This is a genomic window from Microbispora amethystogenes, from assembly GCF_016863015.1.
Lineage (GTDB): Bacteria > Actinomycetota > Actinomycetes > Streptosporangiales > Streptosporangiaceae > Microbispora > Microbispora amethystogenes.
In genome coordinates this window covers 137941-161667 of sequence record NZ_BOOB01000017.1, presented here as the reverse complement: position 1 = coordinate 161667, position 23727 = coordinate 137941, and the positions used below count along the sequence as shown (strand labels likewise).

At 71.8% G+C, this 23727-nt stretch carries 19 protein-coding genes; 12 read left to right on the top strand and 7 right to left on the bottom strand.

Translation table 11 applies throughout. The features are described from left to right. The first annotated feature begins 21 nt into the window (after positions 1–21). From Mam01_RS13075 to Mam01_RS13065, 3 genes are all read left to right on the top strand, one after another. Complete coding sequence (locus Mam01_RS13075) at positions 22–237, top strand: helix-turn-helix domain-containing protein (protein ID WP_030904785.1); 216 nt, start codon at positions 22–24, stop codon at positions 235–237. Positions 238–435: 198 nt separating this feature from the next. After that, entirely contained in the window at positions 436–1290 is an 855-nt protein-coding gene (locus Mam01_RS13070) for an enoyl-CoA hydratase/isomerase family protein (RefSeq protein WP_204285613.1), read from the top strand. Positions 1291–1393: 103 nt separating this feature from the next. Next, positions 1394–3301 (top strand): ABC transporter ATP-binding protein, encoded by a 1908-nt coding sequence (locus Mam01_RS13065; protein WP_204285612.1) that lies wholly within the window; start codon positions 1394–1396, stop codon positions 3299–3301. On the opposite strand, the gene Mam01_RS13060 is transcribed toward Mam01_RS13065, so the two are convergent. Beyond that, complete coding sequence (locus Mam01_RS13060; protein WP_150934657.1) at positions 3298–4176, bottom strand: sulfotransferase family protein; 879 nt, start codon at positions 4174–4176, stop codon at positions 3298–3300. The two genes, Mam01_RS13065 and Mam01_RS13060, sit on opposite strands and share 4 nt — an antisense overlap. Before the next feature lie 31 nt (positions 4177–4207). On the opposite strand from Mam01_RS13060, the gene Mam01_RS13055 reads away from it, so the two are divergent. The 3 genes from Mam01_RS13055 (at position 4208) to Mam01_RS13045 (ending at position 7239) form a co-directional block, all read left to right on the top strand. After that, entirely contained in the window at positions 4208–5170 is a 963-nt protein-coding gene (locus tag Mam01_RS13055; RefSeq protein ID WP_239101263.1) for a S66 peptidase family protein, read from the top strand. Positions 5171–5213: 43 nt separating this feature from the next. Further along, entirely contained in the window at positions 5214–6119 is a 906-nt protein-coding gene (locus tag Mam01_RS13050; RefSeq protein WP_239101262.1) for a hypothetical protein, read from the top strand. A gap of 130 nt (positions 6120–6249) precedes the next feature. Continuing rightward, the gene (locus tag Mam01_RS13045; protein ID WP_150934658.1) at positions 6250–7239 is read left to right on the top strand and encodes a pirin family protein; all 990 of its coding nucleotides are present in this window, start codon (positions 6250–6252) and stop codon (positions 7237–7239) included. 3 nt (positions 7240–7242) lie between these two features. Here Mam01_RS13045 and Mam01_RS13040 read toward each other — a convergent pair whose 3' ends face one another. Continuing rightward, positions 7243–8997 carry a glycoside hydrolase family 15 protein gene (locus Mam01_RS13040; RefSeq protein ID WP_204285611.1) on the bottom strand — a complete coding sequence of 585 codons (1755 nt, stop codon included), beginning with the start codon at positions 8995–8997 and terminating at the stop codon, positions 7243–7245. Positions 8998–9060: 63 nt separating this feature from the next. Next, complete coding sequence (locus Mam01_RS13035) at positions 9061–9675, bottom strand: snapalysin family zinc-dependent metalloprotease (RefSeq protein WP_204285610.1); 615 nt, start codon at positions 9673–9675, stop codon at positions 9061–9063. A 257-nt stretch (positions 9676–9932) separates the two neighbouring features. Here Mam01_RS13035 and Mam01_RS13030 point away from each other — a divergent pair, with 257 nt between their 5' ends. Next, a complete protein-coding gene (locus Mam01_RS13030; protein WP_204285609.1) occupies positions 9933–10424 on the top strand; it encodes a GNAT family N-acetyltransferase in 492 nt (163 codons plus the stop codon). 15 nt (positions 10425–10439) lie between these two features. Here the strand turns inward: Mam01_RS13030 and Mam01_RS13025 are convergent, their stop codons facing one another. After that, on the bottom strand, positions 10440–12227 hold the full coding sequence (locus Mam01_RS13025) for a glycoside hydrolase family 15 protein (RefSeq protein ID WP_204285608.1): 1788 nt from the start codon (positions 12225–12227) through the stop codon (positions 10440–10442). Between the two features lie 36 nt (positions 12228–12263). Beyond that, positions 12264–12902, bottom strand: a complete 639-nt coding sequence (yczE, locus tag Mam01_RS13020) for a membrane protein YczE (RefSeq protein WP_204285607.1) — start codon at positions 12900–12902, stop codon at positions 12264–12266. Positions 12903–12966: 64 nt separating this feature from the next. Between yczE and yczR the strand changes: the two genes are divergently transcribed. Together yczR and Mam01_RS13010 are read left to right on the top strand one after the other, a co-directional pair. After that, positions 12967–14460 (top strand): MocR-like transcription factor YczR, encoded by a 1494-nt coding sequence (yczR, locus tag Mam01_RS13015; RefSeq protein ID WP_204285606.1) that lies wholly within the window; start codon positions 12967–12969, stop codon positions 14458–14460. 735 nt (positions 14461–15195) lie between these two features. Beyond that, on the top strand, positions 15196–17538 hold the full coding sequence (locus Mam01_RS13010) for a DUF222 domain-containing protein (protein ID WP_204285605.1): 2343 nt from the start codon (positions 15196–15198) through the stop codon (positions 17536–17538). A 161-nt stretch (positions 17539–17699) separates the two neighbouring features. Here Mam01_RS13010 and Mam01_RS13005 read toward each other — a convergent pair whose 3' ends face one another. After that, positions 17700–19205 (bottom strand): peptide MFS transporter, encoded by a 1506-nt coding sequence (locus Mam01_RS13005; RefSeq protein ID WP_150934666.1) that lies wholly within the window; start codon positions 19203–19205, stop codon positions 17700–17702. Positions 19206–19373: 168 nt separating this feature from the next. Between Mam01_RS13005 and Mam01_RS13000 the strand changes: the two genes are divergently transcribed. Then, positions 19374–21233, top strand: a complete 1860-nt coding sequence (locus Mam01_RS13000) for an AMP-dependent synthetase/ligase (RefSeq protein WP_204285604.1) — start codon at positions 19374–19376, stop codon at positions 21231–21233. 126 nt (positions 21234–21359) lie between these two features. Here Mam01_RS13000 and Mam01_RS12995 read toward each other — a convergent pair whose 3' ends face one another. After that, positions 21360–21716: a hypothetical protein gene (locus Mam01_RS12995; RefSeq protein WP_204285603.1), complete on the bottom strand. Its 357-nt coding sequence runs from the start codon at positions 21714–21716 to the stop codon at positions 21360–21362. 468 nt (positions 21717–22184) lie between these two features. Between Mam01_RS12995 and Mam01_RS12990 the strand changes: the two genes are divergently transcribed. Next, positions 22185–22544: a hypothetical protein gene (locus Mam01_RS12990; RefSeq protein WP_204285602.1), complete on the top strand. Its 360-nt coding sequence runs from the start codon at positions 22185–22187 to the stop codon at positions 22542–22544. Between the two features lie 171 nt (positions 22545–22715). Further along, positions 22716–23684, top strand: a complete 969-nt coding sequence (locus tag Mam01_RS12985) for a hypothetical protein (protein WP_204285601.1) — start codon at positions 22716–22718, stop codon at positions 23682–23684. Positions 23685–23727 lie beyond the last annotated feature (43 nt).

Sequence of the window (23727 nt, the reverse complement as noted above, 5' to 3'; positions counted from 1 at the left end):
CTGGCACTACAGGAGGTACTCGTGGCCGAGACTCTGAAGAAGGGCACCCGGGTGACCGGGGCCGACCGGGAAAAGCTGGCCAGCGATCTCAAGAAGCGCTATTCCGCGGGTGAGAGCATCCGCGCTCTGGCCGCTTCCACTGGCCGGTCGTACGGGTTCATCCACCGCATCCTGAGCGAGTCCGGAGTGACTCTGCGCGGGCGCGGCGGAGCGACCCGGGGCAAGTCCAAGCGCTAGATCCACCTCAAGACGCGCGACCGCAGCCGCTCGTTCCTGTGAGAGGGCGTGGCCGGGTCCGGCTAACCAGAACGTCGTTCGGTAGGCTCGGGCACGACCGCGGGTCGAACAGGAGCGCGGACGCCCGGCACGGGCGGTGCGCCGCACCGGACCGGCCGTGCGAGGCGACGTGGCTCCTCATCGAAGGCAGGAGCAGGCATGGCGGAAGCGGCAGTGGGGGGGGATCCGGAGCACGCCCCTGAGACGGGCGAAGGCTCCGATGTGTCGACGGTCTCGGCGGCCGCGCCGGCCGAGATCGGACTGCGCTGCGAGGTGGACGGCGAGATCGCGACCGTCACCCTGGACCGGCCGGACAAGCGCAACGCGCAGACGTTCGCGACCTGGTCGGCTCTGGCCCGGATAGGGGACACCCTGCCGGAGCGGGTGAGAGTGGTCGTGGTCAGAGGCGAGGGGCCGTCCTTCTCAGCCGGAATCGACCTGCGCATGTTCACGCCCGAGGGAGTGCCCGGGCAGGAATCGTTCGCGAGCGCCGCGGCGCTCGGCGACACCGAACTGGAGAGGCTGATCGCGGAGGCACAGAGGGGCTTCCTGTGGCTGCGCAGGCCGGAGATCGTGTCGATCGCGGCCGTGCAGGGCCACGCGATCGGGGCGGGCTTCCAGCTCGCGCTCGCGTGTGACCTGCGTGTCGTCGCGGACGACGTGAAGTTCTGCATGAAGGAGCCCGCGCTGGGGCTGGTTCCCGACCTGACCGGGACCAAGCCCCTGGCTGACATCGTCGGGGTTCCCCGCGCCATCGAGATGTGCCTGACCGCCCGCGTCGTCGGGGCCGAGGAGGCCGTACGGCTCGGCCTGGCCGAGATCGCGGTGCCGGCGGGCGAGCTCGACCAGACCACCCGTGACCTGGTCGCCGCGCTGCTGGCCACCGACCACGCCGCCGCGACCGCCACCAAGCGCCTGCTGCGGGCCGCGCCGGGGCGCACGCTGGAGGAGCAGGCCGCCGCCGAGCGGGCCGAACAGGTGGCGCGCATCCGCGCACTGTTCGCGTCGAACTGACGGGCAGTGTTCGCGTCGAACTGACCGGCGCTGTTCGCTTCGAGCTGACGGGGGAATCGGGGGAGTCCTCCCATCGCTGCACGCCTGGGAGGATGTACGGCATATGTCGATGATGAACGGGGGCTACGGCTTCCAGGTGATGCGGTCCCTGCGGCGTGACAGCTCCGTGACGAAGGAGCGCATCGCGCCGGGGACCGTCCGGCGCATCGCCGGGTACGCGCGGCCCTTCCGGGCGCAGATCGCCGGTTTCCTCGCGCTGGTGGTGGTCGACGCGGTCATCGTGGTCGCCAACCCGCTGCTGATGAAGGCGATCATCGATGAGGGCATCATGCCCAAGCGGGTCGAGGTGGTGCTGTGGCTCGCCGTCACGATCGCCGCGCTGGCCGTCGTCGACGCCGGGCTCGGCCTGGCGCAGCGCTGGTTCTCCGCGCGCATCGGCGAGGGCCTGATCTACAACCTGCGCACGGAGGTCTACGACCACGTCCAGCGCATGCCCGTGGCGTTCTTCATGCGGGCCCAGACCGGCGCGCTGGTCTCCCGGCTGAACACCGACGTGATCGGCGCGCAGCGGGCGCTGACCAGCACGTTGTCGTCGGTGGTCTCCAACGTGATCAGCCTGGTGCTGGTGCTCGGCACCATGATCGTGCTGTCGTGGCAGGTCACGCTGGTCGCGCTGGTCCTGTTACCGATCTTCATCTTCCCCGCCAAGTGGGTCGGCCGCCGGATGTCGGTGCTGACCCGCGAGCAGATGCAGCTCGACGCCGAGATGAGCTCGGTGATGACCGAGCGCTTCAACGTGGCCGGGGCGATGGTCGCCAAGCTGTACGGCAGGCCGGACGACGAGGCGGCGTACTTCGCCGAGCGGGCGGGCCGGGTCCGCGACGTCGGCGTGACCGTCGCGATGTACGGCGCGGTGTTCCGCATCGCGCTGGGACTGGTCGCCGCGCTCGCCACCGCGCTCGTCTACGGCCTCGGCGGCTCCCTCGCGATCTCCGGGGCGTTCGCGCTCGGCACCCTGGTCGCCCAGTCGTCCCTGCTCATGCGCCTCTACGGCCCGCTGACCAGCCTGTCGAACGTGCACGTCGACGTGATGACCGCGCTGGTGAGCTTCGACCGGGTCTTCGAAGTGCTGGACCTCAAGCCGATGGTCGCCGAGAAGCCGGGCGCGCGGCCGATCCCCGAGGGGCCGGTGACGATCGAGTTCGACGACGTGCGCTTCCGCTACCCGGCCGCCTCCGACGTCTCGCTGGCGTCGCTGGAGTCGGTGGCCCGCCCGGACACCGGTCCCTCCCAGGAGGTGCTCAAGGGCGTGTCGTTCACCGCCCGCGAGGGCGAGCTGGTGGCGCTCGTCGGCCACTCGGGCGCGGGCAAGACCACCATCACCTCGCTGGTCTCCCGGTTGTACGACGTGGACGAGGGGGCCGTGCGGATCAACGGGCTCGACGTCCGCGACGCCACCCTGGACGGCATCAGGGACACGGTCGGGGTGGTCATGCAGGACGCCCACCTGTTCCACGACACGATCGGCAGCAACCTCCGCTACGCCCGTCCCGACGCGACCGACGAGGAGGTCTGGGAGGCCCTGCGCGCGGCCCAGATCGCCGACCTGGTCAAGAACCTGCCCGAGGAGCTGGAGACGGTCGTCGGCGACCGCGGATACCGGCTGTCGGGCGGGGAGAAGCAGCGCATCGCCCTGGCCCGGCTGCTGCTCAAGGCGCCCCGGGTCGTCGTGCTTGACGAGGCCACCGCCCATCTCGACTCCGAGTCCGAGGCGGCGGTGCAGCAGGCGCTGAAGACGGCCCTGCGGGGACGGACCTCGCTCGTGATCGCCCACCGGCTGTCGACCATCCGCGAGGCCGACGCGATCCTGGTCATCGAGGACGGCCGGGTGGTCGAGCACGGCCGGCACGAGGAGCTGCTGAAGCAGGGCGGCGCCTACGCCGAGCTCTACCGCACCCAGTTCACCGGCTCGGGGTCGGGCGGCTCAGGGTCCGGTGGCTCGGGACGCTAGCGGTAGCCGAGGCGGGCGAGTTCCTCCCTGGCGACCTTCTCCACCAGTTCGGCGTCCTCGCCGGACAGGCGGGTGCGCCAGCCGCCCGGCCGGGGGATCGTCGCGCCGTACAACGCGATCATCGAAACCTTGGTCTCCAGGAAGGACGACACCGCGTCGATCGCCTCGCCGGGCGCGGCCACCAGGTCCTCGTACCGGAGCGTGAGCAGGTGCTCGGCGGGCAGTTCGCGGCGCAGGGCCGCGTTCAGCCGTACGGCGCCGCGCCAGCGCAGGGCGCACTTGCCCGCGGCCGGCATCTCGGCCCAGCGCTGCCGGTGCTCGGCCGAGCGCACGCCGAGGAACGGGTTGGGAAACTCGGCGTCCTCGCTCAGCATGTGCGGCTTGACCCAGGCCATGCAGGCGGGGTCGGCCAGCATGTCGGCGACGACGTCCCGGCCGTCGCGGACGACCTGGATGAACCGGGCGTCCGGAAACGCCCGCAGCAGCACCGGCGTGCTGTAGATCAGGTCGGGGCTGGCGTCGCCGAACCGCGTCAGCGTCCCCGGCCCGACGCAGGGCCCGGCGCCGATGATGCCGCCGGCCTCCCGGCAGGCGGTCGTGCACTCCGCGCAGGACGCCGGGACGACCTGCCAGGCCTCCGCCAGCACGTCGCGCAGCACCCGGGGCGCCCCGCCACTGCGGGCGATCGATGGCCTCCGGGCGAAGGCGTAGACGACCCGGGTCACCGGGCCCCTGCCCATGGTCACGTGGAAGCCGGGGGAGCGCTTGAGCGCACGGCCCAGCAGGTCCGCGCCGGAGTGCGGGGCCGCGATCACGAACACCGGGCGACGGACCTTGACGCCGTTGACCACGAGGATGTGCGTCGGAGGTCGCATAGATACCGCTAAGTCTGACACCCTTTGAAGGGTGAGCGAGCGCATCCGCGGCGGGGCGGGGGGTGTCGCCTCGGTAACGGTGCCGGAGGCGCCCCGGCGGTTGCGGCCGGGAGACACCGTCGCGCTGGTCGCGCCCGCCGGCCCGGTGGATCCCGTACGGCTGGAGCGCGGTGGGGCGGTCCTGGAGGCGCTGGGCCTGCGGGTCGTGCACGGAGCGTCGGTGCGGGCCCGGGAGGGCTATCTCGCGGGGCCGGACGCCGCGCGCGCCGCCGATCTCCAGGCGGCCTGGTGCGACCCCGGGGTGGCGGCCGTCATCTGCGCGCGGGGCGGCTACGGCGTGACCCGGCTGCTCGGGCTGCTCGACTGGGACGCCATGGCTGCGGCCGGTCCCAAGATCCTGCTCGGGTCGAGCGACGTCACCGCGTTGCATCGGGCCTTCGCCGCCAGGCTCGGCCTGGCGACGCTCTTCGGGCCGATGCCGGCCTGCGCGACGATCAGCGATCCCGAAGGGCCCGAACCGGTCACGTTCGCCCATCTGCGGCAGGCCCTGTTCGAGGGCGGCGCGCCCGCTCCGATCACCGGCGACCGCGTCATCGTGCCGGGACGGGCCGAGGGACGGCTCACCGGGGGCAACCTCGCCCTGCTCGCCGCCCTGTGCGGCACGCCGTACGCGATGCGGGGGGAGGGCCGGATCGTCCTGCTGGAGGACGTGACCGAGGAGCCGTACCGGATCGACCGGATGGTGACGCAGCTGCTCCAGGCGGGCTGCCTGGACGGCGCGGCGGGAATCGTGCTCGGGTCGTGGGTGGACTGCGGCGACCCGCTGCCGGTGCTGGCCGAACGCCTGTCGCCCCTGGGTGTGCCGGTCCTCGCGGGGCTGCCCGTCGGGCATGGATCACCACAACTGAGTATGTGGTTGGAGACGAATGTGGCTATTGTGACCGAATCGTGCCCAGCCTCGGGCGCATTCCGCGACTCGGACGCGGCAACCTGAGACGCGCCCGGAGGCGCCCGGGCGGTGGCGAAGGGATGGTGCGTTGGGACTCTTGCGGCGACTGCTCAGCCGGACGCGGCCGGACGATCCCGCTCCGAGAGCCGTCGAGGACGTCGATCTCGACTCCCTGCTGGGGCTGGTCGCCGAGACCATGGGCTACACCTGCGGGTTCGCCGCCGACGGCACGTCGATGACGCTGGCCTCCCCCGAGCGCGAGCGGGTCGTGAACCTCGTCGGCCTGCGCCGTGAGGCCGCCCGGCGCACCCGCGAGGACTGGCCCATGCTGGTCTCCGAGCACCTGGCCCACGCCGTGTCGGGCGAGCCGTTCGACGCCTGCAACCTCAAGCCGATCAAGCCGTTGCTGCGCACGCGGGTGCACGCCGCCGACGACCCGGCCTTTCCCGACCCGTCCCGGATCATCGGCCGTCACCTGAGCGCCGACCTGATCGAGGTGCTGACGATCGGGGCCCGCCCCGTCCGCCCCGAGGAGGCCTTCTGCTGGCCGATCCCGCCGGGGGAGGCGCTCGACGTCGCGGTGGGCAACGCCCTGGCCGACGAGCGGCCCACGGTGTCCCGGCTGGACCTGGGCGGCACCGAGGTCACGCTGCTCACCGCGCCCAGCGCGGCCGCCCATCTACGCCGCCTGCCCGCCCACACGCACGTGCCCGAGGACGGCATGCTCGCCGTGCTGCCGCACCGGGGGCTGGTCGCGGTGCATCCGGTGGCCGGCATCGGGGTGGTGCGGGCGATCGAGCGGCTGCGGCTGTTCGCCCACCGGGAGCACGCCGGTCACGCCGACGGGCTCAGCCCGCACGTGTACTGGTGGCGCCGGGGCAAGCTGACCCGCATCCAGGCCGACCTGATCAGCCACGACGGGCAGACCCGGCTCGTCGTCGCGCCGCCGCCGGAGTTCGCCCGGCTCCTCGCCCGCATCGCCGGCCGGTCCTGAGCCGCCGTTCCTGAGCTGCCGTTCCTGAGCTGCCGTTCCTGAGCTGCCGTTCCTGAGCTGCGGGGAATGTCCTGCGGGCGGGCTTGGTTCAACGCGTAAGAAGTTGAACTTTAAACCAGGAGAGGTGGCCATGCCCGCCGTCACCGCAGACACCCTGACCCTGCCCCGCGTCGCCGCACCCGATCCGGCCGTCGCCGGACCCCGCCCCGTACGGTCGGTGACGACCGCCCCCAGCGGTTTCGAAGGCGAGGGCTTCCCCGTACGGCGCGCGTTCGCCGGGGTGCCGCAGTCGCTGCTCGACCCGTTCATCCACATGGACCAGATGGGCGAGGTCGAGTACGCCCCCGGCGAGCCGAAGGGCACGCCGTGGCACCCGCACCGCGGCTTCGAGACCGTCACCTACATCATCGACGGCGTCTTCGAGCACCAGGACTCGAACGGAGGCGGCGGCACCATCACCAACGGCGACACCCAGTGGATGACCGCCGGGTCCGGCCTGCTGCACATCGAGAAGCCCCCGGAGCACCTGGTGGTCTCGGGCGGGCTCTTCCACGGCATCCAGCTGTGGGTCAACCTCCCCCGCGCGCACAAGTTCCACCTGCCCCGCTACCAGGACATCCGGGGGCGTGAGGCGGCCCTGCTCGCCTCGGCCGACGGCGGCGCGCTGCTCCGGGTAATCGCCGGAGACCTGGACGGGCACGCCGGCCCCGGCGTCACGTTCACCCCGATCACGATGGTGCACGCGACCGTCAGCCCGGGCGCCCGGCTCGACCTGCCCTGGAACCCTGACTTCAACGCCCTCGCCTACGTGCTGGCCGGTCAGGGCTCCGTGGGCGCCGAGCGGCGGCCGGTCCGCAAGGGCCAGCTCGCCCTCTTCGGCCCGGGCGGGTCGCTTACCCTCGCCGCGGACACCGCCCAGCCGCAGGCCGAGCCCGCGCTGGAGGTGCTGCTCCTCGGCGGGCGGCCGATCCGCGAGCCGGTCGCGCACTACGGCCCGTTCGTGATGAACACCCGCGCCGAGATCATCCAGGCGATGGAGGACTACCAGGCGGGACGCCTCGGCGTCATCCCCGCCGAGCGGGTCCCGCACGCCGACGGCCCGCTGCCTGAGACACCCTGACGGCTACTGGAGAGCCAGCGCCGTATTGATCAGGTGGATGTGGCTGAAGGCTTGGGGGAAGTTGCCGAGTTGGCGTCTGGTGTGGGGGTCGTATTCCTCGGCGAGGAGGCCGACGTCGTTGGTGAGGTTGATGAGGCGTTCGAAGAGGTGGACGGCTTCGGTGTGGCGGCCGGTGAGGGCGCGGGCTTCGGCGAGCCAGAAGCTGCAGGCGAGGAAGGCGCCTTCGCCGCCGGGGAGGCCGTCGACGGGGTTGTGTTCGGCGGTGGGGTAGCGGAGAACGAAGCCGTCGGTCATGAGTTCGCGTTCGACGGCGTCGATGGTGCCGGTGACGCGGGGGTCGTCGGGGGGCAGGAAGCCGACGATGGGGATCTGCAGGAGGGCGGCGTCGAGTTCGGTTGAGCCGTAGGACTGGGTGAAGGTGTTGCGGACCGGGTCGTAGCCCTTCTCGCAGACCTCCGCGTGGATGCGGTCGCGCAGCGCCCGCCACCGCTCCACGTCGCCCTCCCGGCCCAGCTCCTCGATCACCCGGACCATGCGGTCGGCCGCGACCCAGGCCATCACCTTCGAGTGGACGAAGTGGCGGCGCGGCCCGCGCACCTCCCACAGCCCCTCGTCGGGCTGGTCCCAGTTGTTCTCGAAGAACCTCATCACCGCGGTGATCATCGCCCAGGCGTGGTCGTCGGGCGGCATGCCCTGCTTGCGCGCCTCGTACAACGCGCTGACGACCTCTCCGTAGATGTCGAGCTGGAGTTGCGTGGCCGCGCCGTTGCCGATCCGCACCGGCCGGGATCCCTCGTAGCCGGACAGCCAGTCGAGCGTCGTCTCCGGGAGGCGGCGCTCGCCGGCCACGCCGTACAGGACCTGGATGTCCTCCGGGCGGCCGGCGATGGCCCGCAGCAGCCAGGAGCGCCAGGCGTCGGCCTCCTCGACGTACCCCGAGCCGGTCAGCGCGTCGAGCGTCATCGCCGCGTCGCGCAGCCAGCAGTAGCGGTAGTCCCAGTTGCGCACCCCGCCGAGGTGCTCGGGCAGCGACGTGGTCGGTGCGGCCACGATGCCACCGGTCGGGCTGTAGGTCAGGGCCTTGAGCGTGATCAGCGACCGGACCACGGCGTCGCGCCACGGGCCGCGATAGCCGCACCGGGACGACCACGCCTCCCACATCGCCGTGGTCTCGCCGAGCTGCTCCAGGGGATCGATCCGTTCGGGCTCCGGGTGGTGGGAGGGGTGCCAGGTGAACACGAACGGCACCCGCTCCCCGGCGGAGACCGTGAAGGTCGCCTCGTGCCGGTAGTCGCCGCCCCGCAGGTGGACGGGGGAGTGGATCCAGACCGAGTCGGGCCCGCCGACCGCGTGCAGGTGGCCGCCGGTGCGGCGCACCCAGGGCACGATGCGCCCGTAGTCGAAGCGGATGCGGATCTCGGTGCTCATCTCGACCGTGCCCGACAGGCCCTCCACGATCCGTACGAGATCGGGGTTGGCGGAGCGGGGCGGCATGAAGTCGATCACCTTGACCGCGCCGGTGGACGTCTCCCAGACGGTCTCCAGGACGAGCGTGTCCCCCGCGTACGCCCGGCGGGTCGCCTCCTCGTGGCCGGTGGGGGCCAGGCGCCAGAACCCGTTGGACTCGTCGCCGAGCAGGCGGGCGAAGCACGACGGGGAGTCGAAGCGCGGCAGGCACAGCCAGTCGACCGAGCCGTCCCGGCCGACGAGGGCGGCCGACTGCATGTCGCCCACGAGGGCGTAGTCCTCGATCCGCATGCCCGCCACGCTACCCGGGGGGCGCGGTGCGTACGCCGTTCCTACCCTGCTCATACGCTGTTCCTATGCCGCTGGAGCCAGGCTCGCGGCGTCCGGGCGGTCGACGAAGAGCGCCGCGGATCCGCCGAGCAGGGCGGAACCGGCGAAGTTGGCGTTGACGGCGCTGCGCTCCGCCGCGCTGGGGTTGGCGTTGGTGCAGCTCACCGGGGCGCTGGAACCGGACATCAGGTCGGAGCACAGGCCGGTGCGCCGGTCGGGCAGGCCGAGGATGTGGCCGATCTCATGGGTGGCGATCCGCAGCGGGTAGTAGCCCTCGCTCGTCGCCTCCCGGCCCATCCAGATGGTGCCCCGGCCGAGGCTGGTGCGGCTCGTACGCGGCCAGCCGTTGTCGGCGAGCACGGCGAAGTCGGCCGGTGTGCCCGCCACGAGCCGGACGTTGGTCACACTGGCGTTCCACACCTGGGCCGCCTGGTCGATCACCGTGCGGAACTCGGCCGCCCGGCTCGCGTCGTACCGGAGCACACGCACGGCGCTCACTGTGGTCGCCCCGCTCACTGTGGTCGCCCCGCTCACTGTGCTCGCCCCGCTCGCTCCGGCGTGGGCGGACGGCACGGGTGACAGCAGGACGAGGCCCAGGACCAGGGCCGGGAGGGCGCGGAGGAACCGTGACAGGCGCATCGGGGTCTCCTCGATCGGGGGGTTGCCACCGCGAGGCGCGCCTCGGGTGGGGCTGCCGTCACCGTACGCGCGGCCGGGCCCGCCGGGGACAGGCCAATTTCCCCCTACTACTGCGGTATAGGGGGCCTTGATATTATTCGTGCACGACTGAGAGCCTCCCGGCCGGACATTCCGCCGGGAGGCTCTCGGCGTTTCCGGTGCCTGTTTCCGGCGCCCGCTTCCGCTCTTGCTCCCGTTCCTGTCGTGAAGGACCCGTCATGCCCGATCTGGCCGTCCGCCTCGCCGATGCCGCCGACCATCCCGTGCTGGAGCGTCTGTGGCTGATGTTCCGGCATGACATGTCGAAATTCGGCGGAGTGCTGCCCAATCCCGACGGGACCTTCCGCGGGGAGCGGCTCCAGGCGGCGTTCCGTGACCCGGACTGGGCGGCGTACCTGCTGACCAGCGGCGAACGCCCCGCCGGTCTCGCTCTCGTCCGCGGCCTCACCGCGCGGACGCGCGTCCTGAGCGCCTTCTTCGTCGTACGCGGCGTGCGCAGGTCGGGGATCGGGCTGCGCGCCGTGCGGCAGGTGACGGCCAGGCACCCCGGCTCCTGGGAGGTGGCCTTCCAGGACGCCAACACGGCCGCCGTACGCTTCTGGCGCCGCGTCGCCGGGGAGATCGCCCCGGGCGCGTGGACCGAGGAGCGCAGGCCCGTGCCGGGGCGGCCCGACCTGCCACCGGACGTGTGGATCGCGTTTTCCGCCTGAGAGCTCTCCGTACGGTCACAGGGCGCCCGGCTCCGGGCGCGCGGGCGCGCCGCTCAGCGCCTGGGCGGTGTGGATCAGGTGGATGTGGCTGAAGGCTTGGGGGAAGTTGCCGAGTTGGCGTCTGGTGCGGGGGTCGTATTCCTCGGCGAGGAGGCCGACGTCGTTGGTGAGGTTGATGAGGCGTTCGAAGAGTTCGACGGCTTCGGTGTGGCGGCCGGTGAGGGCGCGGGCTTCGGCGAGCCAGAAGCTGCAGGCGAGGAAGGCGCCTTCGCCGCCGGGGAGGCCGTCGACGGGGTTGTGTTCGGCGGTGGGGTAGCGGAGAACGAAGCCGTCGGTCATGAGTTCGCGTTCGACGGCGTCGATGGTGCCGGTGACGCGGGGGTCGTCGGGGGGCAGGAAGCCGACGATGGGGATCTGCAGGAGGGCGGCGTCGAGTTCGGTTGAGCCGTAGGACTGGGTGAAGGTGTTGCGGACGGGGTCGTAGCCCTTCTCGCACACCTCCGCGTGGATGCGGTCACGCAGGGCGCCCCACCGCTCGAACGGCCCGGTGCGGCCCAGCTCGGCCGCGCCCCGGGTCATGCGGTTCATGGCGAGCCAGGCCATGATCTTCGAGTGGACGAAGTGGCGGCGCGGCCCGCGCACCTCCCACAGCCCCTCGTCGGGCTGGTCCCAGTGACGTTCGAGGAACTCGGCCCCTTTCACCAGCAGCGCCCAGGTGTAGTCGTCCGGCGCCATGCCCTGCTTGCGGGCCCGGTAGAGCGCGTTGACCACCTGGCCGTAGACGTCGAGCTGGAACTGGCCGGCGGCGCCGTTGCCGATGCGGACGGGCCGCGCGCCCTCGTAGCCGGACAGCCAGTCGAGCGTCGTCTCCGGCAGGCGGCGCTCGCCGGCCACGCCGTACATGATCTGGTGGTCCTCGGGGCGGCCGGCGATGGCGCGCAGCAGCCACACGCGCCAGGCGTCGGCCTCCTCGACGTATCCGGCCCGCAGGAGCGCGTCGAGCGTCATCGCGGCGTCGCGGAGCCAGCAGTAGCGGTAGTCCCAGTTGCGCACCCCGCCGAGGTGCTCGGGGAGGGACGTGGTCGGCGCGGCCACGATGCCGCCGGTCGGGCTGTACGTCAGAGCCTTGAGCGTGATCAGCGACCGGACTACGGCGTCACGCCACGGGCCGCGGTAGCCGCAGCGCGCGGCCCAGTCCTGCCACAGCCGGACGGTCAGGCCGAGTTCGGCGAGAGGGTCGATGGCCTTCGGCCGCGGCTGGTGGGAGGGGTGCCAGGTGAACACGAACGGCACCAGGTCCCCGGCGGAGACGGTGAAGGCGGCCTGGTGCCGGTAGTCGCTCCCCTGCAGGTGGATGGGGGAGTGGATCCAGACCGAGTCGGGCCCGCCGACCGCGTGCAGGTGGCCGCCGGTGCGGCGCACCCAGGGCACGATGCGCCCGTAGTCGAAGCGGATGCGGATCTCGGTCGTCATCTCGACGGTTCCCGCCAGGCCCTCCACCACCCGTACCAGGTCGGGGTTGCCGGACCGGACCGGCATGAAGTCGAGCACCCTGGCCGTCCCGGTGGAGGTCTCCCAGTCGGTCGCGAGCACCAGCGAGTCGCCGACGTACGCCCGCCGGGCGGCCGTGTCCCGCCCCGCGGCGGCCAGGCGCCAGAAGCCGTTGGACTCGTCGCCGAGCAGGCGGGCGAAGCACGACGGGGAGTCGAAGCGCGGCAGGCACAGCCAGTCGACCGAGCCGTCCCGGCCGACGAGGGCGGCCGACTGCGTGTCGCCGACCAGGGCGTAGTCCTCGATCCGCATGCGCTCACCTCCCCGCGCGGCGTGTCCTGTCCCGCGTCATGACGGCTGCGTACCCGGTGACCGGGTAGTGACCCCGGCCGGGGCCCACAGCTTCATGAAGACCTGCGTCAGCGGGCCGATCGCCAGGGCGAAGACGACGGTGCCGATGCCGACGGTGCCGCCGAGCAGCCAGCCGGCCGCGAGCACGGTGAGCTCGACGATCGTACGGGCGAGCCGGATCGACAGGCCCATCCGGTGCAGGCCGGTCATCAGGCCGTCGCGCGGCCCTGGGCCGAAGCCGGCGTGGATGTAGAGCCCCGAGGCGGCGGCGATGGCCACGATCCCGCTCAGCAGGAAGGTCCACTGGACCGGCCACACGCCGGGCGCGGGCACCAGCCACATCACGACGTCGGCGCTCGTGCCCACCACCAGGACGTTGCTGATCGTGCCGAGGCCGGGCCGCTGCCGCAGCGGAATCCACAGCAGCAGCACCAGCGCGCCCACCAGGTTGATGCACATGCCGATCGACCAGCCGGTGCGGATCGAGAGGCCCTGGTGGAAGACCTCCCAGGGGTCGAGGCCCAGGCCCGACTCGACGAGCAGCGCGATCCCGCCGCCGTAGAGCGCCAGGCCGACATAGAGACGGACGAGCCGGAACGTGAGCGAGCGAGGGCGCGAAAGGGAGAGTTCGGTCATAGTGGGCTCAATGGTGCAGGCCAATGGCTTGCCATAAAAGGGCCAATCAGCGAAATTGGTCCGCATGGACCGGTATGTCAGCGCTCCTCAGCTCGCCAGGCTCGTCCGGGTGCCGCCCGGCGCGCGTCCGTACTACCGGGCGCTCGCGCACGCCGTACGCGGCCTGATCCTCGACGGGAGGCTCGCCGTGGGGGTGCGCGTGCCGCCCGAACGACACCTGGCCGAGTCGCTCGGGGTCAGCCGCACCACCGTGACCACGGCGTACGACCGGTTGCGCGAGCAGGGCTACCTGGAGAGCAGGCAGGGGTCGGGAAGCCGCACCGCCCTGCCGGACCCCGGCGCGCTGGGCGCCGACAACCCGTGGCTCGCCTCCGACGAGGACGGGCTGCTGCCGCTGCACGCCGCCGCCCCGCCCGCGACCGGCCTCCTCGGCGAGGCCGTGGAGGAGGCGGGGCGGGTCTACCACCGGTACGCGCTGGGCACGGGCTACCACCCGCTCGGGCTCACGCCGCTGCGGGAGGCGATCGCCCGCCGGTACGGCGAGCGGGGGCTGCCCACCCGGCCCGAGCAGATCCTCGTGACGGGCGGGGCGCAGCAGGCCGTCCACCTGGTCATGTCCCTGCTCGCGGGGCCGGGGGACCCCGTGCTGGTCGAATCGCCGACGTACCCGCACGCGATCGACGCGGCCCGCCTGCGGTCGGCACGACTGGTGCCGGTGGGCGTCCAGGAGGACGGCTGGCACCTCGACCTGGTGAGCGGCGCGATGCGCCAGTCGGCGGCCCGCCTCGCCTACGTCATCCCCGACTTCCAGAACCCCACAGGGCACCTGATGGACGACGCCGGCCGCGCCGCGCTGGTCGGGGCCGCCCGGCGTCACGGCACGACGCTCATCGCCGACGAGGTCTGGGCCGAGATGGCGCTGGACCCCGCCGTACGCGCGACGCCGCTGGCCGCGTTCGACACCGACGGACGGGTGATCAGCGTGGGATCGGCGTCGAAGCTGTGGTGGGGCGGCCTGCGGGTCGGCTGGATCCGGACGACCGCGGCGATGGTGCGGCGTCTGGCCCTGCTGCGTGCCGCCGTGGACATCGCGAGCGCCGTATTCGACCAGCTCGTGGTGGCGTGCCTGTTCGAGCGCATCGAGGAGGCGCGGGCCGAGCGCCGCCGCACGCTCGGCGCCTCGCTCGCCGCGCTCATCGAGTTCCTGCGCGAGCAACTACCTGGATGGGCCTTCACCCCGCCGCCCGGCGGCGGGTCGCTCTGGGTACGGCTCGACACGCCGGTGGCGAGCGCGGTCGCCGAGGCCGCCGCCGCCCGGGGCGTACGGCTGGCCCCGGGGCCGTGGTTCGGCGTGGACGGCACGCTGGAGCGATACGTGCGGCTGGCGTTCACCCAGCCTCCGGCGGTGCTGGAGGATGCGGTACGCCGCCTCGGCGCCTCCCCGGCTGCCTCATCTGCCGCCTCGCACGGGGTCTCCGGCGCGGCCTTCCCAGGAGGCTCTCTGGCCGGCTTCCGATCGGGCTACCAATCCCGGGAGCCGCTCACGCCGACGCTGTAGCTGTTCTGGCTGACTATTCAGAGATAGATCGACAATCGATCGACAGAGCCGCATATTCGACAATTGGGAATCAGTCTGTGGCTCCAACCTAATCGTCGCGCGGGGCTGTTCTTGAGCGGCCGATGTGGAAGAATTAATACAGGATTTCGAATCTAGCAGGGAGGTGTGATGGATCTGTTCGACGCTGATCCTGAGTGCCTCACTCGTTCGAACGATACTGGTACGGACGGCTGGTGGGAGCAGCTCATCGCCCGCTCGCCCCTGTGGTCCGCCGAAGATTCGCTCGCCCGCGCATATGTGCCGATTGTCGACCCTGCGACACGAAAGTGCGCGAGCCGGTTCAACGACTCGGCAGAATCGACGGAATCGCCCGACTCTGCCCGTCCATCCAATACTCGTCGCGGCAATGTCCCCGGTGCTGAATACAGCGGAAACGGGACCGCGAGCCGTGTCTCTCCTGACGGTGTCTCTCCTGGCGGCATCAGGCGCGCCGGCAGCGGTGGCCCTGCTGATGCTTTCGGCACCGCTTCCGACGGTGCGTCCGGTAGCGCCTCTGACACTGCCCGCGACGCTGCGGGCCAGAATCGGGATGAGGGCCCTGAAGGGGATACCGGTGGCGCTTCCTGTGGCGTCCCTGGTGGCGCCGCCGGTGCTGCTTCTGCTGGTGCCTTCGGTGGTGCTTCCGGTGGTGCTTCTCCTGGTGCGTGTGGCGCGGGGTCGTCGTCGTGGGTGGCGGTGGCTGCGGTTGCTGAGGCGGCGCGGGTGGTGGCGCTGGTGCCGGTGCCCGAGGCGGCGGAGATGTGCCTGGCCGAGGCCGGGGAGTTGCTGTCGGCGCGCGACCGGATCACCTCGGCGCTGGCGGCCCGAGTCGGCCGCGTCCATCGGGCCGGCGAGGCGAAGGGCCATGGGCATGCGTCCACCAAGTTGTGGTTGCGTAGCGCCGGGGGGATGACGCCTGCGGGAGCCGGCCGGTTGCTGACGATGAGCATGGAATTGCACCGCCTGCACGAGGTGCGTCGCCTGTTCGCGGAGGGCGGCTTGCCCGAGGGGGTCGTGGAGGCGATCTGCACGGCCACCGCCGGGCTGACCGACGACCAGGCCGCCACCGCCGAAGGGATCCTGCTGGAGCTGGCGCGGTCGGCGGGTGCGGCGGAGGTGGCCAAGGCGGGGCGGTATCTGCGCGCGGTGCTGGACCCCGACGGGCATGAGAAGGACGAACAGGCGGACTTCGACCGCCGGTTCTTGAGGGTGCGCCGACGTAGGAGCGGTGGTGTGGAGGGGGAGTTCTACCTGCCGGTGGAGGCCGCCGCGCGGCTGCAGCAGTTGCTGGACGTCTACGCCAAGCCCAAGGCCGAGGGTGATGACCGCACGCTGAGTGTGCGGAACGCCGACGCGCTGATCGCGTTCCTGGAGAACAAGATCGCGACCGAGCTTCTGGTACTGGTCAACGCCGAATCCCTCCCCGACGACCCCACAGCTGATCCCGCAACCGACTCCCCAGGCACCGAACCCGCAGGCACGGACCCCACAGACGATCCCACAACCGACTCCCCAGGCACCGAACCCGCGAGCACCGAACCCGCAGGCACGGACCCCACAGACGATCTAGCAGACGACCCCGCAGGCACGGATCCCTCAACAGACCAGCCCGCCGACCCCGACGACGAGCGCCCGGGCCCTGAGCACTCCGCGGCTGCTCCCGGCGGCGAACCCCGCGCTGATGATGTGCCAGGGCGTGACAGGGTGCGCTGCGAGAGCGACATATCCCAGTGCGACAGTGACCGGTCCGAGAGCGATGCACCGATGCGGAGCGATGAGCAGTGGGCTGAGGCACCCGTCGGCCAAGACCCTGTCAAGGATGCTCCCACCCGTGGCGGCGAGCGTTCCGCTCAGGGGTGCTCGGCCACGGGCGGCCTGGACCCCGCCGGGCCGCGCTCCCACTCGGCCGACCCCGCCGACTCCGCCGACCCCGTCGGCACCGTGGACCCCGCCGACCGTGGCGGGGTTGGTGAGGTTAGTGACACCTGGCAGGGCCGCGCCGACGAGACAGACACGCGGAGACACCGAGCGAGGGATTCGCGGCGCACATGTGCGCAGCAGGCGCCTGCCCCTGATCCCTCACCCGAGCGTGACGACGCGCCTGGCCCCCACACCGAGGACAGGCCCAGCGAGGGCGGCCCCAGCGGGGACTGTCCCGGGGACCGCCGTGCTCACAGTTGCCCTAACGGAGACCGCCCGAGTGAGTGCCGTGCTCCCGGCTTGCCCGGTGAGGACCGCTGCGGTGGCGGCTGTCCTGACTGTGAGGCGGTGGACTACCGGCATTCCTCCGCGCCGGGTGCGGCGCCGCGCGGGAGGCCGGGGGTGGGAGCCGACGCTCCGCCGGGTGCGGAACATGGCGGCGGTGCCTGGCCGGGTGAGCCCTGGCCGGGAGGTGACACCTGGTCGGAAGCGGGAGCCGACGCGCCGCCGGGTTCAGAATATGGTGGCGGTGCCTGGCTGGGAGGTGACGCCCGGCTGGGTTGTGGCAGTGCCTGGCTGGGCGGTGAGGCCTGGACGGGGGTGGGAGCCGACGCTCCGCCGGGTGCGGAACGTGGCGGCGGTGCCTGGCCAGGAGCCCACGCTCGGCCTGGGGTGGGGGTGAATGGTCCGCCGGGGGTGTGGTTGCGGGGGTTGCCGGGGCTGATCCTGGCGACCGGGCATCTGCTGCCCGTCTCCAGCGTGCACCGGCTGGCTCGCACCAGCACTTTGGTGAGGATCGTCATGGACGCCGCTGGGCAGGTGCTGGACATGGGCCGCAAGGTCCGCCTGGCCACCCCGGCCCAGCGCCGGGCGGTCTTCGCCCGGTATGCCACCTGCTGGGTCGACGGCTGCCCGCTGCCCGCCACCCTGTGCCAGATCGACCACGCCGACGACTGGAGCCGCGGCGGACTGACCGACCTCAAGCTGCTCGGACCGGCCTGCCAGTTCCACAACCGCGACCGCTACCGCCACCCCACTCGCTACACCCGCCGCAAGATCGGAGACGACCGCTGGGCCTTCACCTACCGCAACCCCCGAACCACCCGATTGCGGGTGTAGAGGCGGACGCCGGCAGGGCCGGATTCTGCGTACGGTGCGGGCCGGGCTGGGCCGGTCCGGAAGCCAGGGTCCGTAGGGGCCCGGCCTGTCTGGTCGCGGCGCGATAGTCCCCTATCAGCGTCCTGACCCGGCTTCGGCTGACGGGGTTCCAGTCGAAGTGGTCAGGACGAGGCGGGCACGGGGGGCAGGTGGTGTTCGGCCATGAGGACGCGGAGCCTGCGGACGAACAGGAGCATGAGGAGGCCCGCGGCGACCGCGGCGAGCGCGAGGACCAGGTAGTACACGGGCATGGGCACGACCGTGGTCAGCCGGTAGGTCTGGCCGCCGACGGAGTCGCCGAGGGCCATCGCGAGGTACCACACGCCCATGAGCTGGTTCTCGAAGGCGCGGGGGGCGAGCTTGTTGGTGGCCGAGAGCCCGGCCGGGCTGAGGAACAGCTCGGCGATGGTCTGGATGAGGTAGACCGACAGCAGCCACATGATGGAGACCTTCACCCCGTCCGAGGCGACGCCCGCCGCGACGGACATCACGACGAAGCTCAGCCCGACGATCACCAGCCCGATCGCGAACTTGAGCGGCGTGCTGATCCGGGTGCCCGCCCTGAGGAACATCTCGGCGAACAGCGGGGCGAGCACGATGATCGCGAGGGAGTTGATGTTCCCCACCCAGCCCGGCGGGATCGTGAAGCCGAACACGTCGAGGTCGGTGTCCTTCTTGGCGAACAGCAGCAGCGAGCTTCCTGCCTGGTCGTAGACGAGCCAGAAGATCGCGGCGCCGAGGAACAGCCACACGTACGCGAACAGTCCCCTGCGCTCCTCCGCGGTGACCTCGTGGGACGAGAACAGGAAGGCGAAGTACGCGATCGGCACGACGGCCGTCACGACCGTGAGCACGAGGGCGAAGCGGTCGACGGTGAGCGTCCCGCTGACCGCCCACAGGGCCAGCCCGCCCGCGGCGACGGCGAGGCCGAGCCCGGCGACGAGCTTGAAGCGGTGTTCCTCGGCGGGCGTGAGCCGGTGGTCGGGCTCCTCGCCGGCGCCGCACAGGGTCGCCCGGCCCCGTATGTACTGCACGAGGCCGAAGAGCATGCCGACCGCCGCCGCGCCGAAGGCGAGGTGCCAGCGGCCGCCGGTCTGCAGCCAGGGCACGATCATGATGCCGAGGAACGCGCCCAGGTTGACGCCCATGTAGAAGATCGTGTAGCCGGAGTCGCGCCGGGCGTCGTCCTCGTGCCGGTACAGCTCGCCCACCAGCGCCGCCATGTTCGGCTTGAGCAGGCCGCTGCCCAGCGCGATGAGCACGAGTCCGAGCCAGACGAAGCCGCCGCCCATGGGCATCGCCATGCTGAGGTGGCCACCCATGATCACCGACGCGCCGACGAGGACGGTTCTGCGCGCCCCAAGCAGCCGGTCGGCCAGCCAGCCGCCCACGAGGGCCAGCAGGTACACCGAGGCGACGTACACGCCGTAGACGCCCACGGCGGTCGTCTCCGGCAGGCCCATGCCGCCACGGGTGGCGGGCGCCGTCAGGAACAGCACGAGCACGGCGCGCATGCCGTAGTAGCTGAAGCGCTCCCACATCTCCGTGCCGAAGAGGGTGGCCAGTCCTCGCGGATGGCCGAAGAACGTCCGCTCCCCGGCAGGCGGCCCTGGTTGTCCGGATGCCATGCGTACCCCCCGATCACGCATCATCTCAGCAACTTTATATGCCTTTATGTCCTGTTTGTCCGTTTGAGATGACGCTTTCGTGCGCTCCCCGCCCGCGGAGTCTTGTCCTCGGTGATCCGCTGTGATGCGATGCAGGCCACGCGTGCGACATACCCGGTGGGAGGCACGATGGCCGGTGTTCTCGAGGAGCGGGCCGCGATCGAACGCGAAATCGCGGGCAGGACCCTCTGCGAACAGCTCAGATGGGCCGCGCAGGAGCACCCGGACGTGCCCGCCTACTCCGATCCCGCCCCCTCCGATTCCGACGCAGCCGGCGGCTGGCGCACGCTGACGTACGCCGAGGCGCGGCGGCGCGTGCTGGAGATCGCCGCCGGCTACGCCGCGCTCGGCCTGCGGCCGGGTGAGGCGGTCGCGCTGATGCTGGTCAACCGGAGCGAGCACGTGCTGGCCGACCTCGGCGCCGTCCACGCGGGCGCCGTCTCCTGCTCCATCTACGCGACCTTCGCCCCCGAGCAGGTCGCGTACGTCGCCCGGGACGTCGGGGCGCGCATCGCGGTGCTCGGCGGCCCCGGCGACCTGGCCCGCTGGGCGCCCGTGTTCGGTGAGCTGCCCGGGCTGACCAGGATCATCATGCTGGAGGGCGCCCCAGAGGGCGACGACCGCTTCATGAGCTGGGACGACTTCCTGACGATCGGCGCGCGGGCGTACGCCGCCGACCCGGAGGCGGTCGAGCGGCGCTCGCGGGAGGTGGCCCCGGACGACGTCCTCAGCGTGCTGTACACCTCGGGCACGACCGGCATGCCCAAGGGCGTCCCGCTCACCCACGCGAACGTGCTCTTCGAGATCGCGGCGACGCAGCGGATGATCGACCTGCCCGAGCAGGGGACTCAGATCTCCTATCTCACCTACGCCCACATCGCCGAGCGGGCGCTCAGCCTGTACCTGCCGTTGTTCAAGGTCAACCACGTGTACTTCTGCACGGACCTGAACGCGCTCGCCACGACGCTGGGCCAGGTGCGCCCGGTGCTGTTCTTCGGCGTGCCCCGCGTCTGGGAGAAGATGGCCGCCCGGCTGCAGGCGCTGCTGGCCTCCCAGCCCGCCGACCAGCAGGAGAACGTCCGCGCCGCGATGGCCGCCGGGCTCGCCTACATCGAGGGGCAGCAGTACGGCCACACGGTCTCGTCCGAGGTGCGGGAGGCGTACGAGCGGGCGGACGCCGCGCTGCTGTCGCTGATCCGCGGCCTGATCGGGCTCGACCGGGCCCGCTGGTGCGCCACCGCCGCCGCGCCGATGCCGCCGGAGGTGCAGCGCTTCTTCGGCGGTCTGGGCCTGAAGGTGATCGACGTCTACGGCATGACCGAGACGACCGGCGCCTTCACGGTCAACAGCCCGGAGGTCTTCCGGCTCGGCACGGTGGGACGGGCCGAGCCCGGCGTGGAGGTGCGGGTGGCGGAGGACGGCGAGATCCTCACTCGCAGCCCGCTCAACACCCGGGGCTACCTGGGCCTGCCCGAGGCGACCGCCGAACTGCTGGACGCCGACGGCTGGCTGCACACCGGCGACGTGGGGTCGATCGACGAGGACGGGTTCGTCCGCATCGTCGACCGCAAGAAGGAGTTGTTCATCACCTCCGGAGGGGAGAACGTCTCCCCGGCCGGCATCGAGGGCCACCTCAAGGAGCACCCGCTCATCGGGCAGGCACTCGCCTACGGCGAGGGACGGCCGTACCCCGTGGCGATCCTCACCCTCGACGGGGAGGTCGCCCCCGAGTGGGCGCGCGCCCGCGGCATCGCCTTCGAGTCACTCGCCGACCTGGCCGGGCATCCGGACCTGCTCAAGGAGATCGAGGCGGCGGTGGAGGCCGCCAACCGCAAGCTCGCCCGGGTGCAGCAGGTCAAGCGGTGGCGGCTGCTGCCGGTCGAGTGGACGGCCGAGACCGAGGAGCTCACCCCGAGCCTCAAGCTCAAGCGCCGCGTCGTGCACGCCAGGTACGCCGACCTGATCGAGGAACTGTACGCGGAGGGCTGAGCCGGGGGAACTTTTACCGGCCGGGGAGAGTGTCGGGGGCGGGACGCGCGCCGGTCGTGCGTACGGTCTCGGGGCATGACGACGCCTTTCCTCGTGCCCGCACTTGTCGCGTCATCTCTCGCCGCGTCACCCCTCGCGCCGGTGGCTCCAGCGGGCGGTGAGACGGCGATCCGCTCGGTCGTGGTGCGGCCGGCCGACCCCGTCGTCGGGCCGGCCGGATCGGTGCGGCTGGTCGTCGACGTGGTGGCGCGCGGCGCGAACCGCGTCTCGGTCGTCCTCGAACCCGGCCGCGCGCCCTCCGCCGGTGGTGACGAACCCGGTGGCGGGGAACCGGGTGGTGACGAATCCGGTGGTGAGGGCCCGGGTGGGGGAGAGCACGGTGGAGGGGAGCACGGTGGAGGGGAGCCGGGCGACGGCCCCCTGCCGCCGTCCGGTGACGCCGTGCCGCTGCCGGGTCCTGTGCAGGGTCATGAGCAGGGTCATGAGCAGGGTCCCTTGCCGGGCCCGGTGCTCGGGCCGGGTGGTCTCGGGCCGGGTGGTCTCGGGCCGGGTGGTCTCTGGCAGGGATCGCCGCGTTCGAGGCCCGAACCCATGCCCAGGTCCCCGGCCGTGCGTCCGCGCTTCCCCGTACGACCTGGCGTGCCCGGCGCCTTTCCCGCGACGGTGCCCGGGGTTCCGGGGGTGCCCGGGTTGAGCGGCCTGGCTTCCGCGATGCCCGGCATCGTCGGCGCGGCCAGAGACGGACAGGCCGCCGGGCCGCTTCGGGCCGGGACCGCCGGGAGAGGCAGCACCGCCGATGAGCACGGCGTAGCCGGTGAAAACAGCGCAGCCGGGAGAGACAGTGCTGCCGGGAGAGACAGCGCAGGGGGATGGGAGACGTGGCGCTTCCTGCCCGACCGGCCTCTGTCGCGGTGGTATCCGAGCGGGCCCTGGACGGTCACCGCGACCGCCGTGGACGCCCGGGGCGGTACGGCCGTCGCGCGGGCGGTGTTCCATCTGCGGCGGGCGACCGAGATCGAGGGGCTCAAGGTCGCACGCGGCCGGGGCGGGGACGAGACCCGGGTCACCGGGACGCTGCTGCGCGTCGACCCGGGCGGGCGGGTCGACTACCGGCCCTTCCCCGGGCAGCGGGTCAGGATCTCCTTCCGGCCCAGCGGGTCGTCCGAGTGGCGGCCCGTCGGCGAGGCGGTCACCCGGAGGGACGGCTGGTTCAGCGCCCGGACGCGGGAGGACGGCCAGGGCGCCTGGCGGGCCGAGTACGCGGGCTCGCCCCGCTACGCCGCCGACGTCAGCTCGGAACGAGAGGCATAAACCACCCTTGAATGCCATATAAAGGACAGAAGTGGCATATAAGGGACAGTTACAGACTTGTTACAGTTTACTCTGAGAAACCTGGCAACTTTCCTTTTCCTTTTTACGTCTATGACGTTGGCGCGCCCCAACCCGGGGGCGCGAGTGAACACGGGGAGAGGACACACCCTCATGGTGAAACGAGCTGCTACCGCCCTGGCAGTGATCGCCATGGGCGCCACGGCGCTCGCGACCGCGCCCGCGTACGCGGACCCGGTCACATCAACGCCGACGCCCACAGACTCGGCCACACCGACGCCGACCCCCACGCCCACCCCGACCCCGGAAGGCCGGCGCCCGTACGTGCCCCAGGCGCGCATCCTCGGGTTCAGCGTCAACCCCGACGTCGTCGTCGTGAGCGGACGTGGCTCCGCCACGGTCTCCGCCTCGGTCAGGACCAAGGACGTCAGGAAGGTCACCTTCACCCTGTCCGGGTCCCGCGGGCACGGTGATGGTCACGGCGGCGGCCACGGTGGCCACGACGGCCCCTGGTGGGGCAAGCGTAAGGGCGGCCCGCACGACGGCCCGTCCTTCGACACCTTCTCGCAGTCGTGGAGCTTCGACAGGCACGACCGGGAAGGCGTCTACAGCGTGCGGATCGAGGCCGAGGGCCTCGACGGCCGGACGCTGACCGCGGAGCGTTCCTTCAGGGTCAAGCGCACGGACTGGCACGCGCCGCGTCCGTCGGGCCCGAAGGCGACCCGCATCGTCGGCTTCGACGCCACGCCCGAGCCGGTCCGCAAGGGCCGTGCGCTGACCCTCAAGGGTGAGCTGCAGGTCGCGCAGTGCTACTCCGACTGGTACTTCGGCTGGGACGGCTACAGCGGCCGCCGCGGCGGGGACGACAACTGCTATGACAGCCGTGACTACTGGCACGACTGGCACTGGCTGGGCTCCCAGGAGGTCGGCGTCTACTTCCTGCCCGCGGGCTCCCGCAAGTGGCGGTACGTCGACACCATCAGGACCGACGGCGACGGCGACTTCGCCACGCGGGTGCGGGCCTACCAGTCGGGCACCTGGGGCGTGCGCTTCGACGGCACCCGGCGTCTCAAGGGTTCCGAGGCCACCGACTACGTCAAGGTGATCCGGCACCACCACTAAGAGGCACACCCCAGCCCAGAGAGACAACCTGGGAATATCCTGG